The organism is Nesterenkonia sp. E16_10 (genome assembly GCF_017347085.1).
In the GTDB taxonomy this organism is placed as follows: domain Bacteria; phylum Actinomycetota; class Actinomycetes; order Actinomycetales; family Micrococcaceae; genus Nesterenkonia.
In genome coordinates this window covers 74,629-91,467 of the sequence record NZ_JADPSA010000042.1, presented here as the reverse complement: position 1 = coordinate 91,467, position 16,839 = coordinate 74,629, and the positions used below count along the sequence as shown (strand labels likewise).

At 68.3% G+C, this 16,839-nt stretch carries 13 protein-coding genes; 5 read left to right on the top strand and 8 right to left on the bottom strand.

Annotation, left to right across the window (positions count from 1 at the left end):
- The first annotated feature begins 86 nt into the window (after positions 1-86).
- Both I2487_RS13610 and I2487_RS13605 read left to right on the top strand, forming a co-directional pair.
- Positions 87-3,389: a beta-phosphoglucomutase family hydrolase gene (locus I2487_RS13610; RefSeq protein WP_255546413.1), complete on the top strand. Its 3,303-nt coding sequence runs from the start codon at positions 87-89 to the stop codon at positions 3,387-3,389.
- Between the two features lie 322 nt (positions 3,390-3,711).
- On the top strand, positions 3,712-4,821 hold the full coding sequence (locus I2487_RS13605; protein WP_255546412.1) for a MinD/ParA family ATP-binding protein: 1,110 nt from the start codon (positions 3,712-3,714) through the stop codon (positions 4,819-4,821).
- Positions 4,822-4,914: 93 nt separating this feature from the next.
- Here I2487_RS13605 and madM read toward each other — a convergent pair whose 3' ends face one another.
- From madM to I2487_RS13590, 3 genes are read right to left on the bottom strand one after another with little or no spacing between them, the layout of a single operon-like run.
- Complete coding sequence (gene madM, locus I2487_RS13600; RefSeq protein ID WP_207170151.1) at positions 4,915-5,676, bottom strand: malonate transporter subunit MadM; 762 nt, start codon at positions 5,674-5,676, stop codon at positions 4,915-4,917.
- Position 5,677: 1 nt separating this feature from the next.
- Positions 5,678-6,079, bottom strand: a complete 402-nt coding sequence (madL, locus tag I2487_RS13595) for a malonate transporter subunit MadL (protein ID WP_207170152.1) — start codon at positions 6,077-6,079, stop codon at positions 5,678-5,680.
- Positions 6,080-6,121: 42 nt separating this feature from the next.
- On the bottom strand, positions 6,122-9,070 hold the full coding sequence (locus tag I2487_RS13590) for a malonyl-CoA decarboxylase domain-containing protein (RefSeq protein ID WP_207170153.1): 2,949 nt from the start codon (positions 9,068-9,070) through the stop codon (positions 6,122-6,124).
- Between the two features lie 115 nt (positions 9,071-9,185).
- Here I2487_RS13590 and I2487_RS13585 point away from each other — a divergent pair, with 115 nt between their 5' ends.
- On the top strand, positions 9,186-9,878 hold the full coding sequence (locus I2487_RS13585; RefSeq protein ID WP_207170154.1) for a GntR family transcriptional regulator: 693 nt from the start codon (positions 9,186-9,188) through the stop codon (positions 9,876-9,878).
- A 10-nt stretch (positions 9,879-9,888) separates the two neighbouring features.
- Entirely contained in the window at positions 9,889-10,740 is an 852-nt protein-coding gene (locus I2487_RS13580) for an IclR family transcriptional regulator domain-containing protein (RefSeq protein WP_207170155.1), read from the top strand.
- A gap of 43 nt (positions 10,741-10,783) precedes the next feature.
- Here I2487_RS13580 and I2487_RS13575 read toward each other — a convergent pair whose 3' ends face one another.
- The 4 genes from I2487_RS13575 to I2487_RS13560 are packed head-to-tail and all read right to left on the bottom strand — an operon-like array spanning position 10,784 to position 14,245.
- Positions 10,784-11,149: a hypothetical protein gene (locus I2487_RS13575; RefSeq protein ID WP_207170156.1), complete on the bottom strand. Its 366-nt coding sequence runs from the start codon at positions 11,147-11,149 to the stop codon at positions 10,784-10,786.
- Positions 11,146-12,117: a DODA-type extradiol aromatic ring-opening family dioxygenase gene (locus I2487_RS13570; RefSeq protein ID WP_207170157.1), complete on the bottom strand. Its 972-nt coding sequence runs from the start codon at positions 12,115-12,117 to the stop codon at positions 11,146-11,148. Before I2487_RS13570 ends, I2487_RS13575 begins: the two co-directional genes overlap by 4 nt.
- A gap of 2 nt (positions 12,118-12,119) precedes the next feature.
- Positions 12,120-12,956 (bottom strand): citryl-CoA lyase, encoded by an 837-nt coding sequence (locus I2487_RS13565; RefSeq protein WP_207170158.1) that lies wholly within the window; start codon positions 12,954-12,956, stop codon positions 12,120-12,122.
- Positions 12,956-14,245 carry a CaiB/BaiF CoA transferase family protein gene (locus tag I2487_RS13560; RefSeq protein ID WP_207170159.1) on the bottom strand — a complete coding sequence of 430 codons (1,290 nt, stop codon included), beginning with the start codon at positions 14,243-14,245 and terminating at the stop codon, positions 12,956-12,958. The genes I2487_RS13565 and I2487_RS13560 overlap by 1 nt, the downstream gene beginning before the upstream one ends.
- A gap of 254 nt (positions 14,246-14,499) precedes the next feature.
- Between I2487_RS13560 and I2487_RS13555 the strand changes: the two genes are divergently transcribed.
- Positions 14,500-15,990 carry an amidohydrolase family protein gene (locus I2487_RS13555; protein ID WP_207170160.1) on the top strand — a complete coding sequence of 497 codons (1,491 nt, stop codon included), beginning with the start codon at positions 14,500-14,502 and terminating at the stop codon, positions 15,988-15,990.
- Between the two features lie 120 nt (positions 15,991-16,110).
- Here the strand turns inward: I2487_RS13555 and I2487_RS13550 are convergent, their stop codons facing one another.
- A complete protein-coding gene (locus tag I2487_RS13550; protein ID WP_207170161.1) occupies positions 16,111-16,632 on the bottom strand; it encodes a DoxX family protein in 522 nt (173 codons plus the stop codon).
- Positions 16,633-16,839 lie beyond the last annotated feature (207 nt).

The following is a 16,839-nucleotide window of genomic DNA, read 5'->3' as shown; positions in this document are numbered from 1 at the left end:
CCCATGACGCTAGCACCCCCGCGCAGGAGACCTGCGCCATAGGTCGTAACAGGACGGGTGTATATCGTTAACCCAAGAGACCTAGGATGGGGCACCGTATCCAGACGGAGCAGCACCCGTTCCTGGGCAGCCATCCGACCTTAGAACCATCTCAGCGTGAGGCAGATATGCACCCCTTTGAGAATCCGTTCCGACACAGCGCTGAAGCCAAGCGCCATGCGCTGCGTCATTTCCGTGCCGTGATCTTCGATATGGACGGGGTCGTCACCGACACCGCCGGGGTGCACACGCGCGCATGGAAGGAACTCTTCGACACTGCCCTGCCGGAGATCGCCGGCTCCCCGCAGCCGGAGTTCACCGAAGAGGACTACCTGAACTTCGTCGACGGCCGGCCCCGGGAGGACGGGGTGCGCTCGCTGCTGAAGGCGCGCGGCCTCGACCTGCCCGAGGGCAGGCCGGATGACGCCCCCAACTCGCTGACCGTCAATGGGCTCGCCGCGCGCAAGCAGGGCTATTTCGAGTCCGTGCTCGCCCGGGACGGCGTGGAGGTCTTCCACACCACCGTGGAGCTGATCGAACAGCTGCGCAAGGACGGGATCCCCACCGCCCTGGTGACCTCCTCGCGCAACGGCCGCGAGGTGCTCACCATCGCGGGGCTGCTCGACGCGTTCACCGTGATCGTCGACGGCTCCGACGCGCTGGAGCTGGGCCTGCCCGGCAAGCCGAACCCGCATATGTTCCTCCACGCCGCCGAGCTGCTGCGCGTGGAGCCCCAGGACACGATCGTGATCGAGGATGCGGCCTCAGGGGTCCAGGCCGGACGCGCCGGAGACTTCGGGATGGTCGTGGGACTCAACCGCGGCCAGGACCCGGCCCGGCTGAAGGAGGCCGGCGCCGACGTCGTGGTCACCGATCTCGCCGTGATGAACCTCTCCACCCGCACCACCCGCCCCTACGACTCGGACTGGGTGCTCTCCTACGACGGGTTCGATCCGAAGCTGGAGCCCACCCGCGAGGTGCTGATGGCCATGGCCAACGGCTACTGGGGCACCCGCGGGCACTACCCGGGCACCGCGGCCGATGCCACGCACTACCCGGGCAGCTACATCGCCGGCGTGTTCAACCGGCTCAAGACCGACCTGATGGGCAAGACCGTCGAGACCGAGCACATGGTCAACGTGCCGGACTGGACCTTCCTGCAGGTGACCCCGGATGCCGGCACCCCGCTGCTGCCGGGCTCGCCCGAGCTGATCCACTACCACCAGGAACTCGACATGCGCCGCGGCGTGGTCACCCGGATCGCCCGCTATCAGGACCTCCATGGGCGCCGGACCAAGGTCACCGTGCGCCAGTTCCAGTCCCTGGCCGGGGTGCAGATCGCCGCGCTGGAGATGAAGATCGAGGCCGAGAACTGGTCCGGCAACGTCAATGTGCGCTCGATGATCGATGGCCGGGTGGCCAACCGCAACGTCGACGCCGACCGCGAGCTCGCCGGCAACCACCTGGACCCGGTGCAGTCCCGGGAGGTCGACGGTGAGACGGTGCTGCTGGAGACCCAGACCAACCAGTCCGAGGTCCGCATCGCCCTGGCGACCCGCACCTCGGTGACCACCTCCGGGACCAGCAACCCGATGCGGCGCGCCATCCACGAAGGCGAACTGGTCGCCGGCCACGACATCTCCCTGGCGCTGCAATCCGGGAAGCCGGTGATCCTGGAGAAGATCGCGGCGGTCTCGAACTCCCACGACCAGGCCATCTCCACGGTCTGGCACAACGCGGTCAAGAAGGTCCAGCGGGCCTCCAGCTTCCGCACCATGCTGACCTACCACGAGGAGATGTGGGGCGTGCTCTGGCACCGCTTCGCGGTCTCCATCGGGGACAACGCCTCCCGCCAGCAGATGGCGCTGAACCTGCACACCTTCCACGTGCTGCAGACCGCGTTCGGCGCCCGCCATGACCTGGATGCGACGCTTCCGGCGCGCGGACTCACCGGAGAGGGCTACCGTGGGCATCTCTTCTGGGACGAGATGTTCATGTACCCGATGCTCACGCTGCGCCGTCCCGAGCTGACCCGCGGGCTGCTGCTCTACCGCTACCGGCGGCTCAGCGAGGCCCGCTCGATGGCCCGCAGCGAGGGCTACGACGGCGCGATGTTCCCCTGGCAGGCTGGCTCCGACGGCCGCGAGGAGACCCCCACCGAGCTGTGGAACCCGCGCTCCGGGATGTGGATGCCGGACAACTCCCACCGTCAGCGCCACGTCTCGCTGGCCATCGCCTACTCGGTGCTGCAGTACTTCGAGACCACGCAGGACTACACCTTCCTGGCCGACTACGGGGCCGAGATCCTGGTGGAGATCTCCCGGTTCTTCGTCTCGATGACCACCTACGACGCCGAGGCCGACCGGTTCAGCATCGACGGCGTGATGGGCCCGGACGAGTACCACGACGGCACCGCCGAGGCCCCCGGTACGGGCCTGCGCGACAACGCGTACACCAACGTGCTGACCTCCTGGATGCTGCGCCACACCTCCCGGCTGGTGCGCGACCTCGACGGCCGTGATGACCCGCTCTCGGAGTGGCTCGACATCTTCGAAGACGAGCTGGACCACTGGGAGCACATCGCCAAGCGGCTGCACGTGCCCTTCCACGAGGACAACGTGATCAGCCAGTTCGAGGGCTACGAGGCGCTGGAGGAGTTCGACTGGGAGGGCTACCGGGCGAAGTACGGCAACATCGGCCGGCTCGACCTGATCCTGCAGGCCGAGGGCGACTCGACCAACCGGTACAAGCTCTCCAAGCAGGCCGACGTGTTGATGCTGTGCTACATCTTCTCCGCCGACGAGCTCGTCGAGACCCTGGACCATATGGGCTACACGCTCTCCATGGAGGACTTCGGCCGCACGGTCGAGTACTACCTGGCCCGGTCCTCCCACGGCTCCACGCTCTCCCGGCTGGTCCACGGCTGGGTCGCGGCCCGGTTCGACCGCTCCGGCTCCTGGAACCTGTTCAAGGAGGCACTCGAGGCTGACCTCGCCGACACCCAGGGCGGGACCACCCGCGAGGGCGTGCACCTGGGCGCGATGGCCGGCACCGTGGACATGGTGCTGCGCTGCTACGGCGGCGTGGAGACCCGCTCCGACGCGCTGTGGCTGCACCCGCTGCTGCCCGACGAGCTGCCCTCGCTGACCTTCCGGATGCGCTACCGCAACCAGCCCATCGTGGTCTCGATCAACCACGATGAGGTCGAGCTGAAGCTCTCCGAGGGTTCGGCGGAACCGATCGACGTCAACGTCGAGGGCACCCCGAAGACCATGGCTCCGGGCGAGACCTGGACGGTGAAGCTGGCCCACTCGGCCCGCGTGCATCAGCGCCAGCCCGCCGAGGTCTGAGCCGCGACGGCCCGCCCGGGCTGCGGTCTGGCCGGCTGGGGACACCAGAACAGCAGGAACGACGACGGCCCGCCCGGCTTCCCCGGGTGGGCCGTCGGTTTCACAGATGGCGTCGGGGCCCGGTTGAACGGGCGGGATCTCCCTGCCGTACCCCTTCCGGAAACCAGGAATTCCCGTAGGGTGTGGACAGGGTCTACTACGTCTGTTCAGCTGTTCGAAAGCTGTCTCCGCCCGATTCCACACCACGTGCAGAAACATGCTTCAGCAGGGTGCACGGACCGGGAATCCTCAGGTGTCACACCATTGAGCGGGAGGGTTCCCCATGTCGCAGAGTCCAGCCGAGCACCCCGGCGCAGCCGCCGTCGCCCCCACGCCGGGGCGCGCAGAACCTGCAGACGGGGTCGCGGACGGCGCTGCCGGCCAGGGCGCCGAGCTGCCACCGGAGGGGGTCTTCCCCGCATCGTTGGAGGGTGAGGCCATGGACCTCCCGACCCGGGCCGAACGCCGGCGTCTCGCCGAAGCCGGCCGGCCCTTCATCTCGGTGGCGCCGGAGAAGCCACAGGGCGGCCTGCGCCGGTTCCTGTATACGGCCAGCGGTGGGGTGATCAACATCGGCCCCAGCCAGAAGGAGCTGCAGGAGCAGGAGCTGATCGAGCGGATCGCCCGGCCGCTGCAGGGCAGCCACAACACCGCGGTGCTCTCACTCAAGGGCGGCATCGGGAAGACCTCCACCACGGTGGGGATCGGCATGGCGCTGGCCCGGCACCGTGGTGACATTCCCTGCGCGATCGACGCCAACCCGGACTCCGGGGACCTGGTGGAGCGGGCCCTGGGTGAGCGGGCCACCCAGGCGCACCAGCCGCCGAGCATCACCGATCTGCTCGAGAGGCTCGATCAGGTCGACTCGCTGACCGCGCTGCAGGGCTATCTGCAGCAGGCCGGACGGCTGCACGTGCTCGCCGGCGAGCAGGACCCGGCCCTCTCGGACAGCCTCACCGCCGAGGAGTGGCGCCGGATCCACGCGGAGTTCGCCAAGTACTACCCGGTGATCGTCACCGACTGCGGCACCGGGGTCACCCACAACGCCATGAAGGGGATCCTGCACACCGCAGACAACATCGTGATCGCCGCCGGCTTCGCGGTCTCCGGCGCCCAGCGTGCGCTGCAGACGCTGAACTGGCTGGCCAACCACGGCTATGAGCGCCTGGCCCGGGAATCCATCGTGGTGATCACCGATAAGGAGCGCGTCTCGGACCGGGTGGACAAGGAAGCCATCCAGGAGAGCCTGCGCGGCTCCTGCGGCAGGCTGGTGGTGGTGCCCTTCGACCGGGCCGTGGTGGACGGGGACCGGATCAACCTGGACATGCTCCAGGAGGAGACCCGCCGGGCGTATATGACCATCGCGGCGGCCATGGTGGACGGATACCGATAGCTCAGCGGTCCACCCGCAGCACGACGACGGCGGCCGCCCGCCTCTGCTGAGGTGAACGGCCGCCGTCGTCGTGCACGGGGTGGATGGGGCGTCTCAGCCGAAGAGCCCGACCAGGGCGAAGTAGAAGACCGAGGGGCCGAGCAGGCAGCCCAGTCCGGTGTAGAAGGTCGCGGTCATCGCGCCGTAGGGCACCAGGCGCTTGTCCGTGGCGGCCAGTCCCCCGGCCACGCCCGAGGTGGTGCCCATCAGTCCCCCGTAGGCCATGGCCGACTTCGGGTTGTTCAATCCGATGAACGGCGCGATCAGCGGGGTGCAGACCATCACCACCACCGCCTTGATCAGGCCGGCGGCCACCGAGAGCGCGATCACCTCGGAGCTGGCGCCGATGGCGGTGCCGGTGACCGGTCCCACGATGTAGGTCGCGGCGCCGGCTCCGATGGTGGCCATCGACTCCGGGTCGGTGTAGCCGAATGCGGCGGCCACGGCGGCGCCGACGATGAAGGAGACCACGATGCCGGCCAGCAGGGCCAGCACCCCTGCAGCGCCGGACTTCTTGATCTCCTGGAGGTCCACGCCGTAGGCGGTGGCGACGATGGCGAAGTCGCGCAGCATGGCTCCGCCCATCAGGCCCAGGCCGCTGAAGATCGCGATATCGGCGAGCCCGGATTCTCCACCGGTCTGGATGCCGCCGAAGTAGGCCAGCACCAGACCGAGCATGATCGCGATCGCGGAGCCCTGGAGGCGTCCTCGGGTCAGCGTCTTGGAGAGCCAGCCTGAGATCATCATCAGGCCACCGACCACCACGAAGGCGAAGAGCAGGCCGTTGCGTTCAAGCACATCAGCGATGATGTCCATCTCAGGCCTCCGCCTTCTCTGCCTCGGTCATCGCGGGCAGCGGTTCAGACTGTCCTCCGATGCGTGAGATCACCGGCACCAGGGCGGCGCCCGCGGCGAGCGCCCCCAGGCCGGCGATCGCGGCCATCGGTCCGCCGCCGATCGCTTCGGCGACGTTCTGCGTGGACGCCATGGCGATCACGATCGGGATGTACAGCGCGGACCAGAACAGCACGCCCTGTTCGGTGGGCTTCGGGAACAGGCCTCGCTTGCGCAGCCGGTCGGTGGCCACGACCAGCAGGATCATGGCGAAGCCGACCCCGCCGACGTTCGCGTCGACTCCTACGGCGACCCCGAGGACATCACCGATCAGCATTCCCACGAGCATGCACAGCGCCAGCGCTGCGACTCCATAGAGAACCATCGTCTACTCCTGACTTGCGGTTGAAGTGTCTTGAGCCAGCATTCAGCGGCTGAAGAGTTCTGTGTACTGCTTGCGCAGCTCGGCCTTCTGCACCTTGCCCATCACGTTGCGCGGCAGCGCCTCGACGAAGCGGACGGCGCGGGGCTGCTTGAAGCGGGCCAGCTCACCGGCGAGCGCCTGCAGGATCGTGGTCTCGTCCGGGGCGCCGTCGCCCGCGGGGACCACCACGGCGACCAGTCCTTCGCCCAGGTCCGGGTGCGGCACCCCGATCACGGCGGACTCGGAGACCCCGGGGTGATCATCGATGAGTCCCTCGACCTCCTTGGGGTAGATGTTGAAGCCTCCGGAGATCACCAGGTCCTTGTCGCGGCCCACGATGCTCAGGTAGCCCTGCTCATCGATCACCCCGAGGTCCCCGGTGACGAAGAACCCGTCCTCGCGGAACTCCTCGGCGGTCTTCTCCGGCATGTTCCAGTACCCGGCGAACACGTTGCCGCCGCGGACCTCGATGATGCCGACCTCACCCTGGGGCAGCGTCGCCTGGGTCTCCCGGTCCACGATCCGCACCTCGACGCCGGGCAGCGGGTGCCCCACGGTGCCAGGCCGGCGCGGGCCGCCGCGGTAGGGGTTCGAGGTGTTCATCCCGGTCTCGGTCATCCCATAGCGCTCCAGGATGACGTGCCCGGTGCGGGCCTCGAAGGCCTCGTGGTCGCTGGCCAGCAGCGGGGCCGAGCCGGAGACGAAGAGCCGGATTCCGGTGCAGGCCTCGGCGCTGAGCCGCTCGGAGCCGAGCAGCCGGGTGTAGAAGGTGGGCACCCCCATCAGCACCGTCGCACCCGCGGCGGAGTCCTGCATCGCGTCGAGCACCGCGTCGGGGTCGAACTTGGGCAACCAGATCATCGAACCGCCGGAGACCAGGGTCATGTTGACCGCCACGAAGAGTCCGTGGATGTGGAAGATCGGCAGTGCGTGGATCAACACGTCCTCGGAGGTGTACTCCCAGGACTGGATCAGCGAGGCGCAGTTCGCGGCGAGGTTGCCCTGGGTCAGCACGGCACCCTTGGAGCGGCCGGTGGTCCCGGAGGTGTAGAGGATCGCGCCGGGATCTGAGGCGCGCAGCGGGGCGATCTCGGTGTGTTCCTGCTCGGCGGCGAGCAGCGTGCCCTCCCCCATCGTGCCGAGGGTCTCCACGACGATCCCGTCCTTGCCGCGCGCCACGTGCGCCGCGGCCTGGCTCGGGTCACAGACCAGCACCCGTGGGGCGGCGTCGGACATGAAGTAATCCATCTCGGCGCCTGTGTAGGCGGTGTTCAGCGGCAGGTACACCCCACCGACCTGCAGGGTCGCCAGATACAGCGCGATGGCCTCCGGGGACTTCTCCACCTGGGCGGCCACCCGGTCACCGGGGAGGACGCCGTCGCCGATCAGCTTCGCGGCGATCCGCCGCGAGGTGTGCAGCACCTGCCCGTAGCGCAGGGTGCGCCCGCCGGAGAGGTGGAACAGCGGCTTCTCCGGGTGCGTCTGTGCCTGCTGGATGAAGCCCTGGTAGATGCCCTCGACGTGGTTCTCCACTGGTGCGGTTCCCTTCTCGCTGCGGATGTCTGTTGTGCTGTGAGTGTCTGCTGTGCTGTCTGGAAGCAGGCCCGTGACCTGGTCCCCTGCAGCGATGGTTCCGTGCCGGACGTAGTTCTCGTGGCGCTGCTCTACCAGGGACGGGTCATAGCGGTAGGTGATCATCGCCCCGTAGGACTGGTCCCACATGTAGTCCGCGCTGCTGGCCGGCCAGTGCAGCTGCCAGGCGGTGGCGCCGTTGCCCAGGTGGAATCGGGCCACCGGGTCCAGTGGCTGCCCGTCCGCCCGACGTTCGAGAGCGATGTAGCGGGCGAGCGCGGCGCAGAGCCGGCCATGCAGCGTCTGCGCCCCGGGCCGTCCTGCGTCGGCCGATCCGGCGAGCTCTGCGGGCCCGTGAAGGTCTGCAGGCCCGTGAAGTTCAGCAAGGTCCAGCTGCAGCGCGGTGAGCTCCGGGGAGCTCGCGGTGCGGGCCTGCTCGCGCAGCCAGCCTCGGAACCCCGGGATCGGGGAGAGCGTGACGAAGTGTTCGAGATGCGGCAGCTCGGTGGAGACCTGGTCGATGACCTGCTTGATCAGCAGGCTGCCGAAGGAGATCCCGGCCAGGCCGTCTAGGGAGTTGTTGATCGAATACAGCACCGCGGTGTCAGCCTTGGCCGGGGCGAGCGCCTCGGTCGGGCTCAGCAGAGGCTCCACCGCCCCGGGGATCCCCTTGACCAGCGCCACTTCGACGAAGATCAGCGGGAGGTCCCCGGTGGCGGGGTGGAAGAACGCGTAGCAGGTGCGGTCCTTCGGCCGGAGCCGGCGCTTGAGATCATTCAGGTCCCGCATCGGGTGGACCTTCTCGTAGCGCAGCAGGTGGTTCTTCATCTCCCGGGGCGCGTCCCAGCCGAGCTGTTCCATGCGCAGGAATCCGCGGTTGAACCAGGAGCTCAGGAGGTGCCGGAAGTCGCGGTCCAGCGGTGCCAGATCTTCTCGGTCGCGCAGGATCCGGCGCAGATCAGCGCGCATGTTGACCAGGTGCAGCGTGCCGTCCGGGGCGTGGTTGAGCCGGCGCAGCAGCGCCTGGCGCCGAGGTTCGCTGGCCTCGAAGAGATCCGCCAGATCGGCCTGGGCCTCGCTGGAGTCCCAGGCCGCGTAGGCGCGGCGCAGCGCCTCCGGTTCCACGGAGTAGGCCTGCAACAGATGCGTGAAGAACTCGGTCCGGGCGTCGTCGTCGAGCCCCCGGTAGGTGGCCAGGGCCCGCTCGGCCACGGCCCGTATGGACGCCTCCCCGAGGTCCCCCATCAGCACGGCGCAGGCCGCGGTGAGCTGATCCAGCGGTGCCGGGGCCGCGGTGCCGGCATCGGACTCGGACTCGGACCTGTGCCCGCCGAGGCCGCGCAGCAGATCGGCCAGGAGCCCGCCCTGAGTGCTCGCCATGATCCCTCCCTACGTGTATATCAGTGCCTGTGATGTATATAACAGGAACTATAGAGCAAGAACGTGATCCAGGCCACACCTTGCCGCTGGCGATATGCTCGTCACAGGAGGTGCCATGGTCAGAGTCCCGGAATCCCAGCGCGTGCGCGATGCGCTGGAGAACGCCATCGTCGACGGGCAGTACGGTCCCGGCGAGCGGCTGGACCCTGCCAAGCTGCAGCAGGAGTTCGGCTGCTCGCGCACCCCGGTGCGCGAGGCGCTGCAGGCCCTGGAGCGTTCTGGGCTGGTGCGCATCCGCCCCAAGCAGGGCACCTATGTCACCGAGCTGAGCCTGCCCGAGCTGGCCGAGCGCTTCGAGCTGATGGCCGAGCTGGAGGGCATGGCGGCCCGACTGGCCTCACGGCGCATCGAGCGTGAGCCCCTGGCCGAACTCGGCAAGGCGCTGAAGGAATGCGAACGATTCGAGGCCCTGGGCGACGCCGACGGCTACTACTACGCCAATGCCTGGTTCCACGGGATCATCTATGACTCCTGCGGCAACGGGTACCTGCGCCAGCAGGCCCACCACCTGCGCCGCGTGCTGCAGCCCTACCGACGACTCCAGCTCCGCGCCCCGGACCGGATGCGCCGTTCCCTGGCCGAGCACCTCGCGATCGTGAATGCGATCAGCACCGGTGACGGCGAGACCGCGGAGAACACCGCCCGGGACCATGTCCTGGTGCAGGTCAAGGAGTTCAGCCAGCTCGTGCGGACCTGGACCCGACTGCGTGAAGCCCGTGCCGACCAGCAGCAGACCCAGCTCCACTGAAAGGAACCAGATGTCACCGGAGCGAAGCCCCGAGTTCATCGAAGCCATCTCCCGCGGGCTGTCCGTCATCAAGGCATTCACCCCGGAGTACCCCGCAGGCCTGACCCTGAGCCAGGTGGCCAAGGCCACCGACCTGGCGCGTCCGACCGCGCGGCGAATCCTGATGACGCTTCAAGAGTTGGACTACGTGCGCTCCGACGACGGGCTCTTCTCGCTCACCCCCCGCGTGATGGAGCTGGGCATGGCCTATGTGAGCTCGCTGGGGCTCTGGGACGTGGCGAAGCCGCACCTGGAGTCGCTGGTGACCCACACCCATGAATCGGCCTCGATGTCCCAGCTGGACGGCCCCGACATCGTCTACGTGGCCCGTGTCGCGGTGCCCAAGCTGATCGGCCTGCGGGTGGACATCGGTACCCGCTTCCCGGCGCCGCCGACCTCCCAGGGCAAGGTGCTGCTGGCCGATATGGAGCGCCGGGAGATCCTGCAGCGGCTCTCCGACCCGTCACGCTCCTCGGTGGTCCCGGTGGTGCAGTGGGACCAGAAGTCCTTCCTCGAGGAGCTCGACCGGGTGCAGCGGCAGGGCTACGCTCTGGCCGATGAGGAGCTGGCCCGGGGCATCCGGTCCATCGCCGTGCCGGTCCGGGATGCCTACGGCCGGGTGCTGGCCTCGATGAACACCACGGTCCACGCGGCGGAGACCAGCGTGGAGACGCTGCTGAGCAAGCACCTGCCCCCGCTGCGCGAGGCCGCCGCTGCGGTCACCGCGGACTGGACCCGCTGGCAGTCGCTGCCCCGCCACACCCGCGAGCGCGACTCCGCAGACCTCGGGCGCCTCCCGCTGCTGGCCTCACCGCAGGAGTGAGCCTGGCCCGATCCGCAGTGGTGCCCGGCTCAGGGCCGGCGGCTCACATCGCCACCGAGGGGTAGTCCCTTCCGGTCCAGTGGCCCAGCTTCCGCACCATCTCGGTCTGGAACGCCAGCGGCCCCTTCGCGGCGGCGTACTCCTCGTCGAAGAGCGCGATGAACAGGGTCAGGTTCAGGAAGAAATGGGCGCCATGCTCGAAGAGCCACACGTAGTCGTGGGTGGCCAGCGCCTCGCGCTCCTGATGCGTGAACTCCAGCCAGCTGGTCTGCTCGACCGGATTCAGCCAGCGCCCGATCTCCTTCTCCCAGCGGACCACGGTGGCCCGGGGGTCCTCGCGATAGCGGGCCACCCATTCGGGGTCCCGATCGATGGTGAAGAGAAACTTGTTGACGTAGTACTTGCTCATGCCTGCTCCTGATTCACGCGGAACTTCTCCCAGGCCGGGTCGGTGGCGTAGATCGGACCGGTGCTGGCCCGCGCGGTCGCCGCGGCCCGGGCAGCCGCGTCGAGCTGACCCCTGGTCTTGTTCGGGTACCAGGTCATGTACATCTCCCGGGTGTGGAACAGATCCAGGTGATCGACGTAGTCGGCGTGGACCCCGGGGCCGGCGATGCCCATCATCAGCAGCAGGTCCATGAATCCGTGGGTGGCGTTGCCGGCCCCGGCCATTGACTCGTGGGTGACATTGGTCAGGATCGCGTCGATGTTGCCGGTGGAGAGCCATTCGATCGCGTCGGCGTCGAAGAGCGGATCGGGTCCGTGCTCGCCGAACTGGCGGGGTCCGCCGAGCTCCAGCGAGAGGTGTCCGGTGCCGATGGCGGCGACCTTCTTATCGCTGGGGAAGCTGTCGATGATCTCCCGGATGGCCCGTCCCACCTGGTAGAACCGGCGCGGGGAGGGCAGCGGGGGCACGAAGATGTTCGTGTAGATCGGCACGATCGGCAGGTCCGCCTCGGGACGGACCGTGATGATCGGGCAGATGATCGAGTGATCGATCTTCAGCTCGTGACTGACCGCGAAGTCGAAGTCCTTGCCCAGCAGCTCTTCGTGCATATAGCGGGAGAGCTCGATGTCCCCGGCGAGGGTGTACTTCGGGATCCCGAACTCGCGCTCCTCGTTGTAGAAGGTCGCGTCGTATCTCTCCTGCTTGCCGATCAGGAACTGCGGATAGTTGTCCAGCCAGAGCTGGTGGAAGTGATCCGCCCCGACCATGACCAGGATGTCGGGCTCCGCGGCGGTGAGCGTCTCGCGGTAGGCCTCGACCTTGCGCTGCCAGTCCGCGGCATAGGGCGGTCGCTGGTCTTCCGGGGAGGTGGTGGCCTTGTAGTAGAACGGGTGGTGGGTGCTCGCCAGCACCGCGGTCAGCTCTGCCATGTTCAGTTCCCCTTCGACTCGCCGGCGTCCTCGCCGGTCGGCGGGACGAACCTGGCGTTGCGGTCCACATGCATATAGATGTCGTTCGCGATCGGGTTCCGCCGCTCTTCGGCGATCTGCCCCAGCAGCCCGGCGGTGCGGGCGAGCAGCGCGAAGCCGCGCAGGAAGTCCACCGGAAGCCCCAGGTCAGCAAGGGCCGCACCGCAGACCCCGGCGCCGTTGAGTGGAAGCTTCTTGCCCAGCACCTCCTCGCTGACCCGGCCCATGGCCTCGAAGAGGCGCAGGTGCTCGCCGCGGGTCCCGCCCTCCTCAGCGATCTGGATCAGCCGTGGGGTGCGCGGGTCACCCTGTTTGTGCACCGGATGGCCCAGGCCGGGAACGATCTGCTTCGCGGCCCGTGCCCGGGTGATCGCCTCACGCGCCAGGGCGTCGTAGTCCGCCTCGGTGCTGCGCTCGCCGTCGTCGGCCTCGAGCACCTGGTGCAGGAACTTCCCGGTGTCCTCGGTGACCCCGAGGAAGCGGGAGCCGCCGCCGAGCAGTCCGGCGGCGATGGCGCCCTGGATGGACTCCGGGGCCGAGAGGTAGGTCAGCCGGGCGGCGATGGCCGTGGGGGTGAAGCCGTGATCGGCCAGCGCGACCAGCACCGCCTCGAAGGTCCGCAGCTCACCGGGGGTGGGCCGGCGGGTGGCGGTCATCCAGAAGGCCAGCTCGGCGAATCCGACCTTGCCCATCAGATCCTCCGAGAGGGACTGCCCCATCAGGCTGATCTCCTCGGTGGTGGAGGTTCCCAGCGAGGTGGGGTAGCTCGGTGTCTGATCCTCGTGTGCTGGGGTGCTCATCATCGGGTCCTCTCGGCGGGGCCCTGCCCGCTGCGCGTGGGCGCCGGCTGCTTCAGCCAGGCCTTGATCTCCTCGGTGTGCTCCCCCAGCTCCGGCGGGGCCAGGTCATAGCGCGGGGTCATGGTGTTGAAGCTCAGCGGGTGCCGGACCCCGGGGACGGCGCTGTCTCCCGTGCCCACCTGCACCACCGGCCGCAGGCCCAGCGCCTCGGCGTATTCGACCCCCTGCTTGATGGTGTTGATCGGTCCGCAGGGCACCCCGACGTCGTTGAGCTTCTCAAAGAGCTCCTGGGCGGTGTGCTTGGCCAGCTCGGCCTCCAGGATCGGGCGCAGCTCGTCACGGCGGTCGGTGCGGTCTCCGACCTCGGCGAAACGCTCGTCCTGGGCGATCTCTGGGATCCCCAGCACCGTGCAGAGCCTGCTGAACTGGGTGTTGTTGCCGGCCGCGATGATCACGTCGTCGTCGGCGGTGGGCATGGCCTCATAGGGGTAGAGCGAGGGGTGGGCGTTGCCCATCCGCATCGGGGTGGTGCCGCCGCCCACGTAGGCGTGAGTCTGGTTCACCAGCCCGGACATGGCCGAGGCCATCAGGGACGCCTCGACGTGGGCGCCCTCGCCGGTGCGGTCGCGCTGGCGCAGCGCGGCGAGGATGCCGATGGTCGAATGCAGCCCGGCCATCACATCGAAGACGCTGATCCCAGCACGGTAGGGCGGGCCGTCCGGTGAGCCGGTGAGGCTCATCAGCCCGGACATGGCTTGGACGATCAGGTCATAGCCGGGGTACTTCGCCCCCTCACCCTCGGTGCCGAAGCCGGTGATCGAGGAGTAGATGACCTGCGGGTTGGCCTTGGCCACCGAGTCGTAGTCCAGGCCGAACTTCTTGAGTCCGCCGGGCTTGAAGTTCTCGATCACGACGTCGGCGCGCTGCGCCAGGGCCTGGGCGGCGGCGAGGTCCTCGGTGTCCTTGAAGTCCAGCACGATCGACTTCTTATTGCGATTGATCGAGGCGTAGTAGGTGGAGACCCCGTCCGGACGCCGGGGCGGGACCCAGGTCCGGGTGTCGTCTCCACCGGTGCCCTCGACCTTGATCACCTCGGCGCCGAGGTCCGCGAGCAGCATGGTGGCGTAGGGACCGGCGAGCACCCGGGAGAAGTCCGCGATCAGGATTCCCTCCAGCGGCAGGCTCCCGCCTGACTGCCCGGCCCGATGCGCCTGCTCGGCCTGTGCGCCGGCATCGCTTCCGGGCCGGGCACCTCCGGCGCCGGTCTCCTCTGGATGGTGCTGGCTCATCTCGGAGTTCTCCTTCTGCGAGTCCCACACAGGCCACGTCACGCCCGAATGCGTCGTCATACGGACACTCGTCCGCTTATCTCGTGACCAGTTTCACACCGCATGCGCGCGGCCGTCAACCCCAGGCCCACCTGGCCGGAAGTCCCTAGAATGAACCCCTCGCGATCAACCTCGACAGGTAAACGGACCCTTGTCCACTGTGCGAACGGCCGCTATCGTGAGCACCATCACAGAGATCTTCAATGGAGGCCGACATGAGTTCTGAAGCCGCATCCAATGGCACCGGCGCGCCCGTCCTGTTCAAGAACGGGATCGTGCTGACCATGGACAAGCAGCACAGCGTCTTGACCAGGGGCGACGTCCTGGTCCTGGGTGACACCATCGCGGCCATCGGCCCGGATCTCCAGGCACCCGAGCACGCCCAGGTGATCGACGCCGAGGGCGGGATGATCACTCCAGGCTTCATCGACACGCACCGGCACATGTGGCAGACCGCCATGCGGGGCTACGGCGCGGACTGGACGCTGACCCAGTACTTCGTCTGGAACTACCTCGAACACGGCAAGAGGTTCCGCCCCGAGGACATCTACGCCGGTAACCTGCTCTCCGCGGTGGAGGCCATCGACTCCGGGGTCACCACCTCGGTGGACTGGTCTCACGGACTCTCCACCGTGGACCACGCCGATGCGGCCGTGGACGCGCTCCAAGAGGTCGCCGGCCGCTTCGTCTTCGCCTATGGCAACATCCACGCAGGACCCTGGGAATGGTCCGCCTCGCGTGAGTTCCGCGACTTCGTGGACCGCCGGATCCCGCGCTCGGGCGGCCAGCTCGGCGATGACATGCTCGGCTTCCAGATGGCCTTCGACGTCACCGGCGACCCGGAGTTCCCGGAGCAGAAGGCCTTCGAGGTCGCCCGAGACCTGGGCGTAGGCGTCACCACCCACGCCGGGGTCTGGGGCGCGACCAACGACGACGGCATCCGACTCATGCACGAGCACGGATTCATGAACGAGAAGACCGTCTACGTCCACGCCGCGACGCTGAACCAGGACTCCTATCAGCGCATCGCCGCCACCGGAGGTTCGGCCTCGGTCTCGGCGGAGTCCGAGTCCAGCTGCGGGCAGGGCTATCCCTCGTCCTGGCAGCTGCGCAGGCACGGGATCCCGGTCTCACTCTCGGTGGACACCTCGGTCTGGTGGAGCGCAGATCCGTTCGCAGCGATGCGTTCCACGCTCAGCTCGGACAGGGCGCGCGAGCACTTCGAGCATCACGCCACCGGAGAGACCTGCACCAACCTGGGCCTGCGCGCCGACCAGGTGGTCGGCTGGGCCACCCATGGCGGCGCCGAGGCGCTCGGGATGGAGAAGTCCATCGGCTCCCTGGAGGTCGGCAAGAAGGCCGACATCGTGCTGATCAAGAACGACGACTCCCCGGCGATGTTCCCGATCCTGAACCCGCACGGCCACGTGGTCTTTCAGGCTCAGCGCGGGGATGTGCACACCGTGATGGTCAACGGCCGGATCGTGAAGCATCAGCACAAGCTGGTGGACGTGGACCTGGCCAAGGTGCGCCGCACCGTGGAGGCGACGGTGGATCACATCGCCTCCGAGCTGGGACAGGCTGAGTGGGAGGCCGGCATGAGCCCCGACGTCCCGGAGACCAAGATCCTGGACAACCCGTACACCTACACCGAATACCGCACCGAGAAGACCCACACCGCCCAGGGCAGAGGCCCGGAGGCCTGAGCCGGCGGTGCGGCGGGCTGCGGTGGCGGTGGCGGTGCGGCCCGCCGTGCGGTGTTGCCAGCCGTGCGGTGTTGCCAGCCGTGCGGTGTTGCCAGCCGTGCGGTGCTGCCGGCCCGCGGGTCAGCGGGCGCCGGCGGCGCGGCGGACCACCAGAGCAAAGGGCGTCGCCCCCGCCAGCGCCGCGAGCACCACCAGGATGCCCACCCAGGCGGCGGGCTCCTGGACCAGCGTGGCCCACGCGGCTCCGTTCAGCGCGGCGTCCAGCGAATAGGCTCCGGCCCCGGTGAATCCCAGCACGGCGGCGGCCGCGGCCAGCACGTAGGGGTACTCCCCGCCTCCCGCGACGTTCCAGAAGTTCCCGGAGTTCAGCTGCAGGGTCACCCCGGCCACCAGCATGGTCGCGGTCGCGAGCAGCGCCCCGACCGGAGTGAGCAGTCCCAGCAGCAGCAGGCCGCCGGCGATGAGCTCGGAGAGGCCCGCCGCCAGGACCATTCCGCGGCCCGGATGCAGGCCCAGGGAGGCGAAGATCTCCCCCTGGCGGCGCAGCCCGTTGCCGCCGAACCAGCCGGTGAGCTTCTGGGCGGCATGGGTGAAGAGGATCAGCGCCAGCACCAGGCGCAACAGCAGCAGACCGATGTCCATGATCACCTTTCATCATGCGGACGCGTGTCCGATGGAGTCCAGTGTCACCCTGGCGGCTTCCCGCGTCAAGGATTTCAGCACCGGCTGACCGCTCTGGCGTAGCATGAGGTGCCTCACACGAGATGACCGGTTCATGCGGGAAAGGGGAACACCGTCTCAAGCTCAGCCGGGCAGGACCCTCCTCCGCAGGATCCGCGACCACAGCAC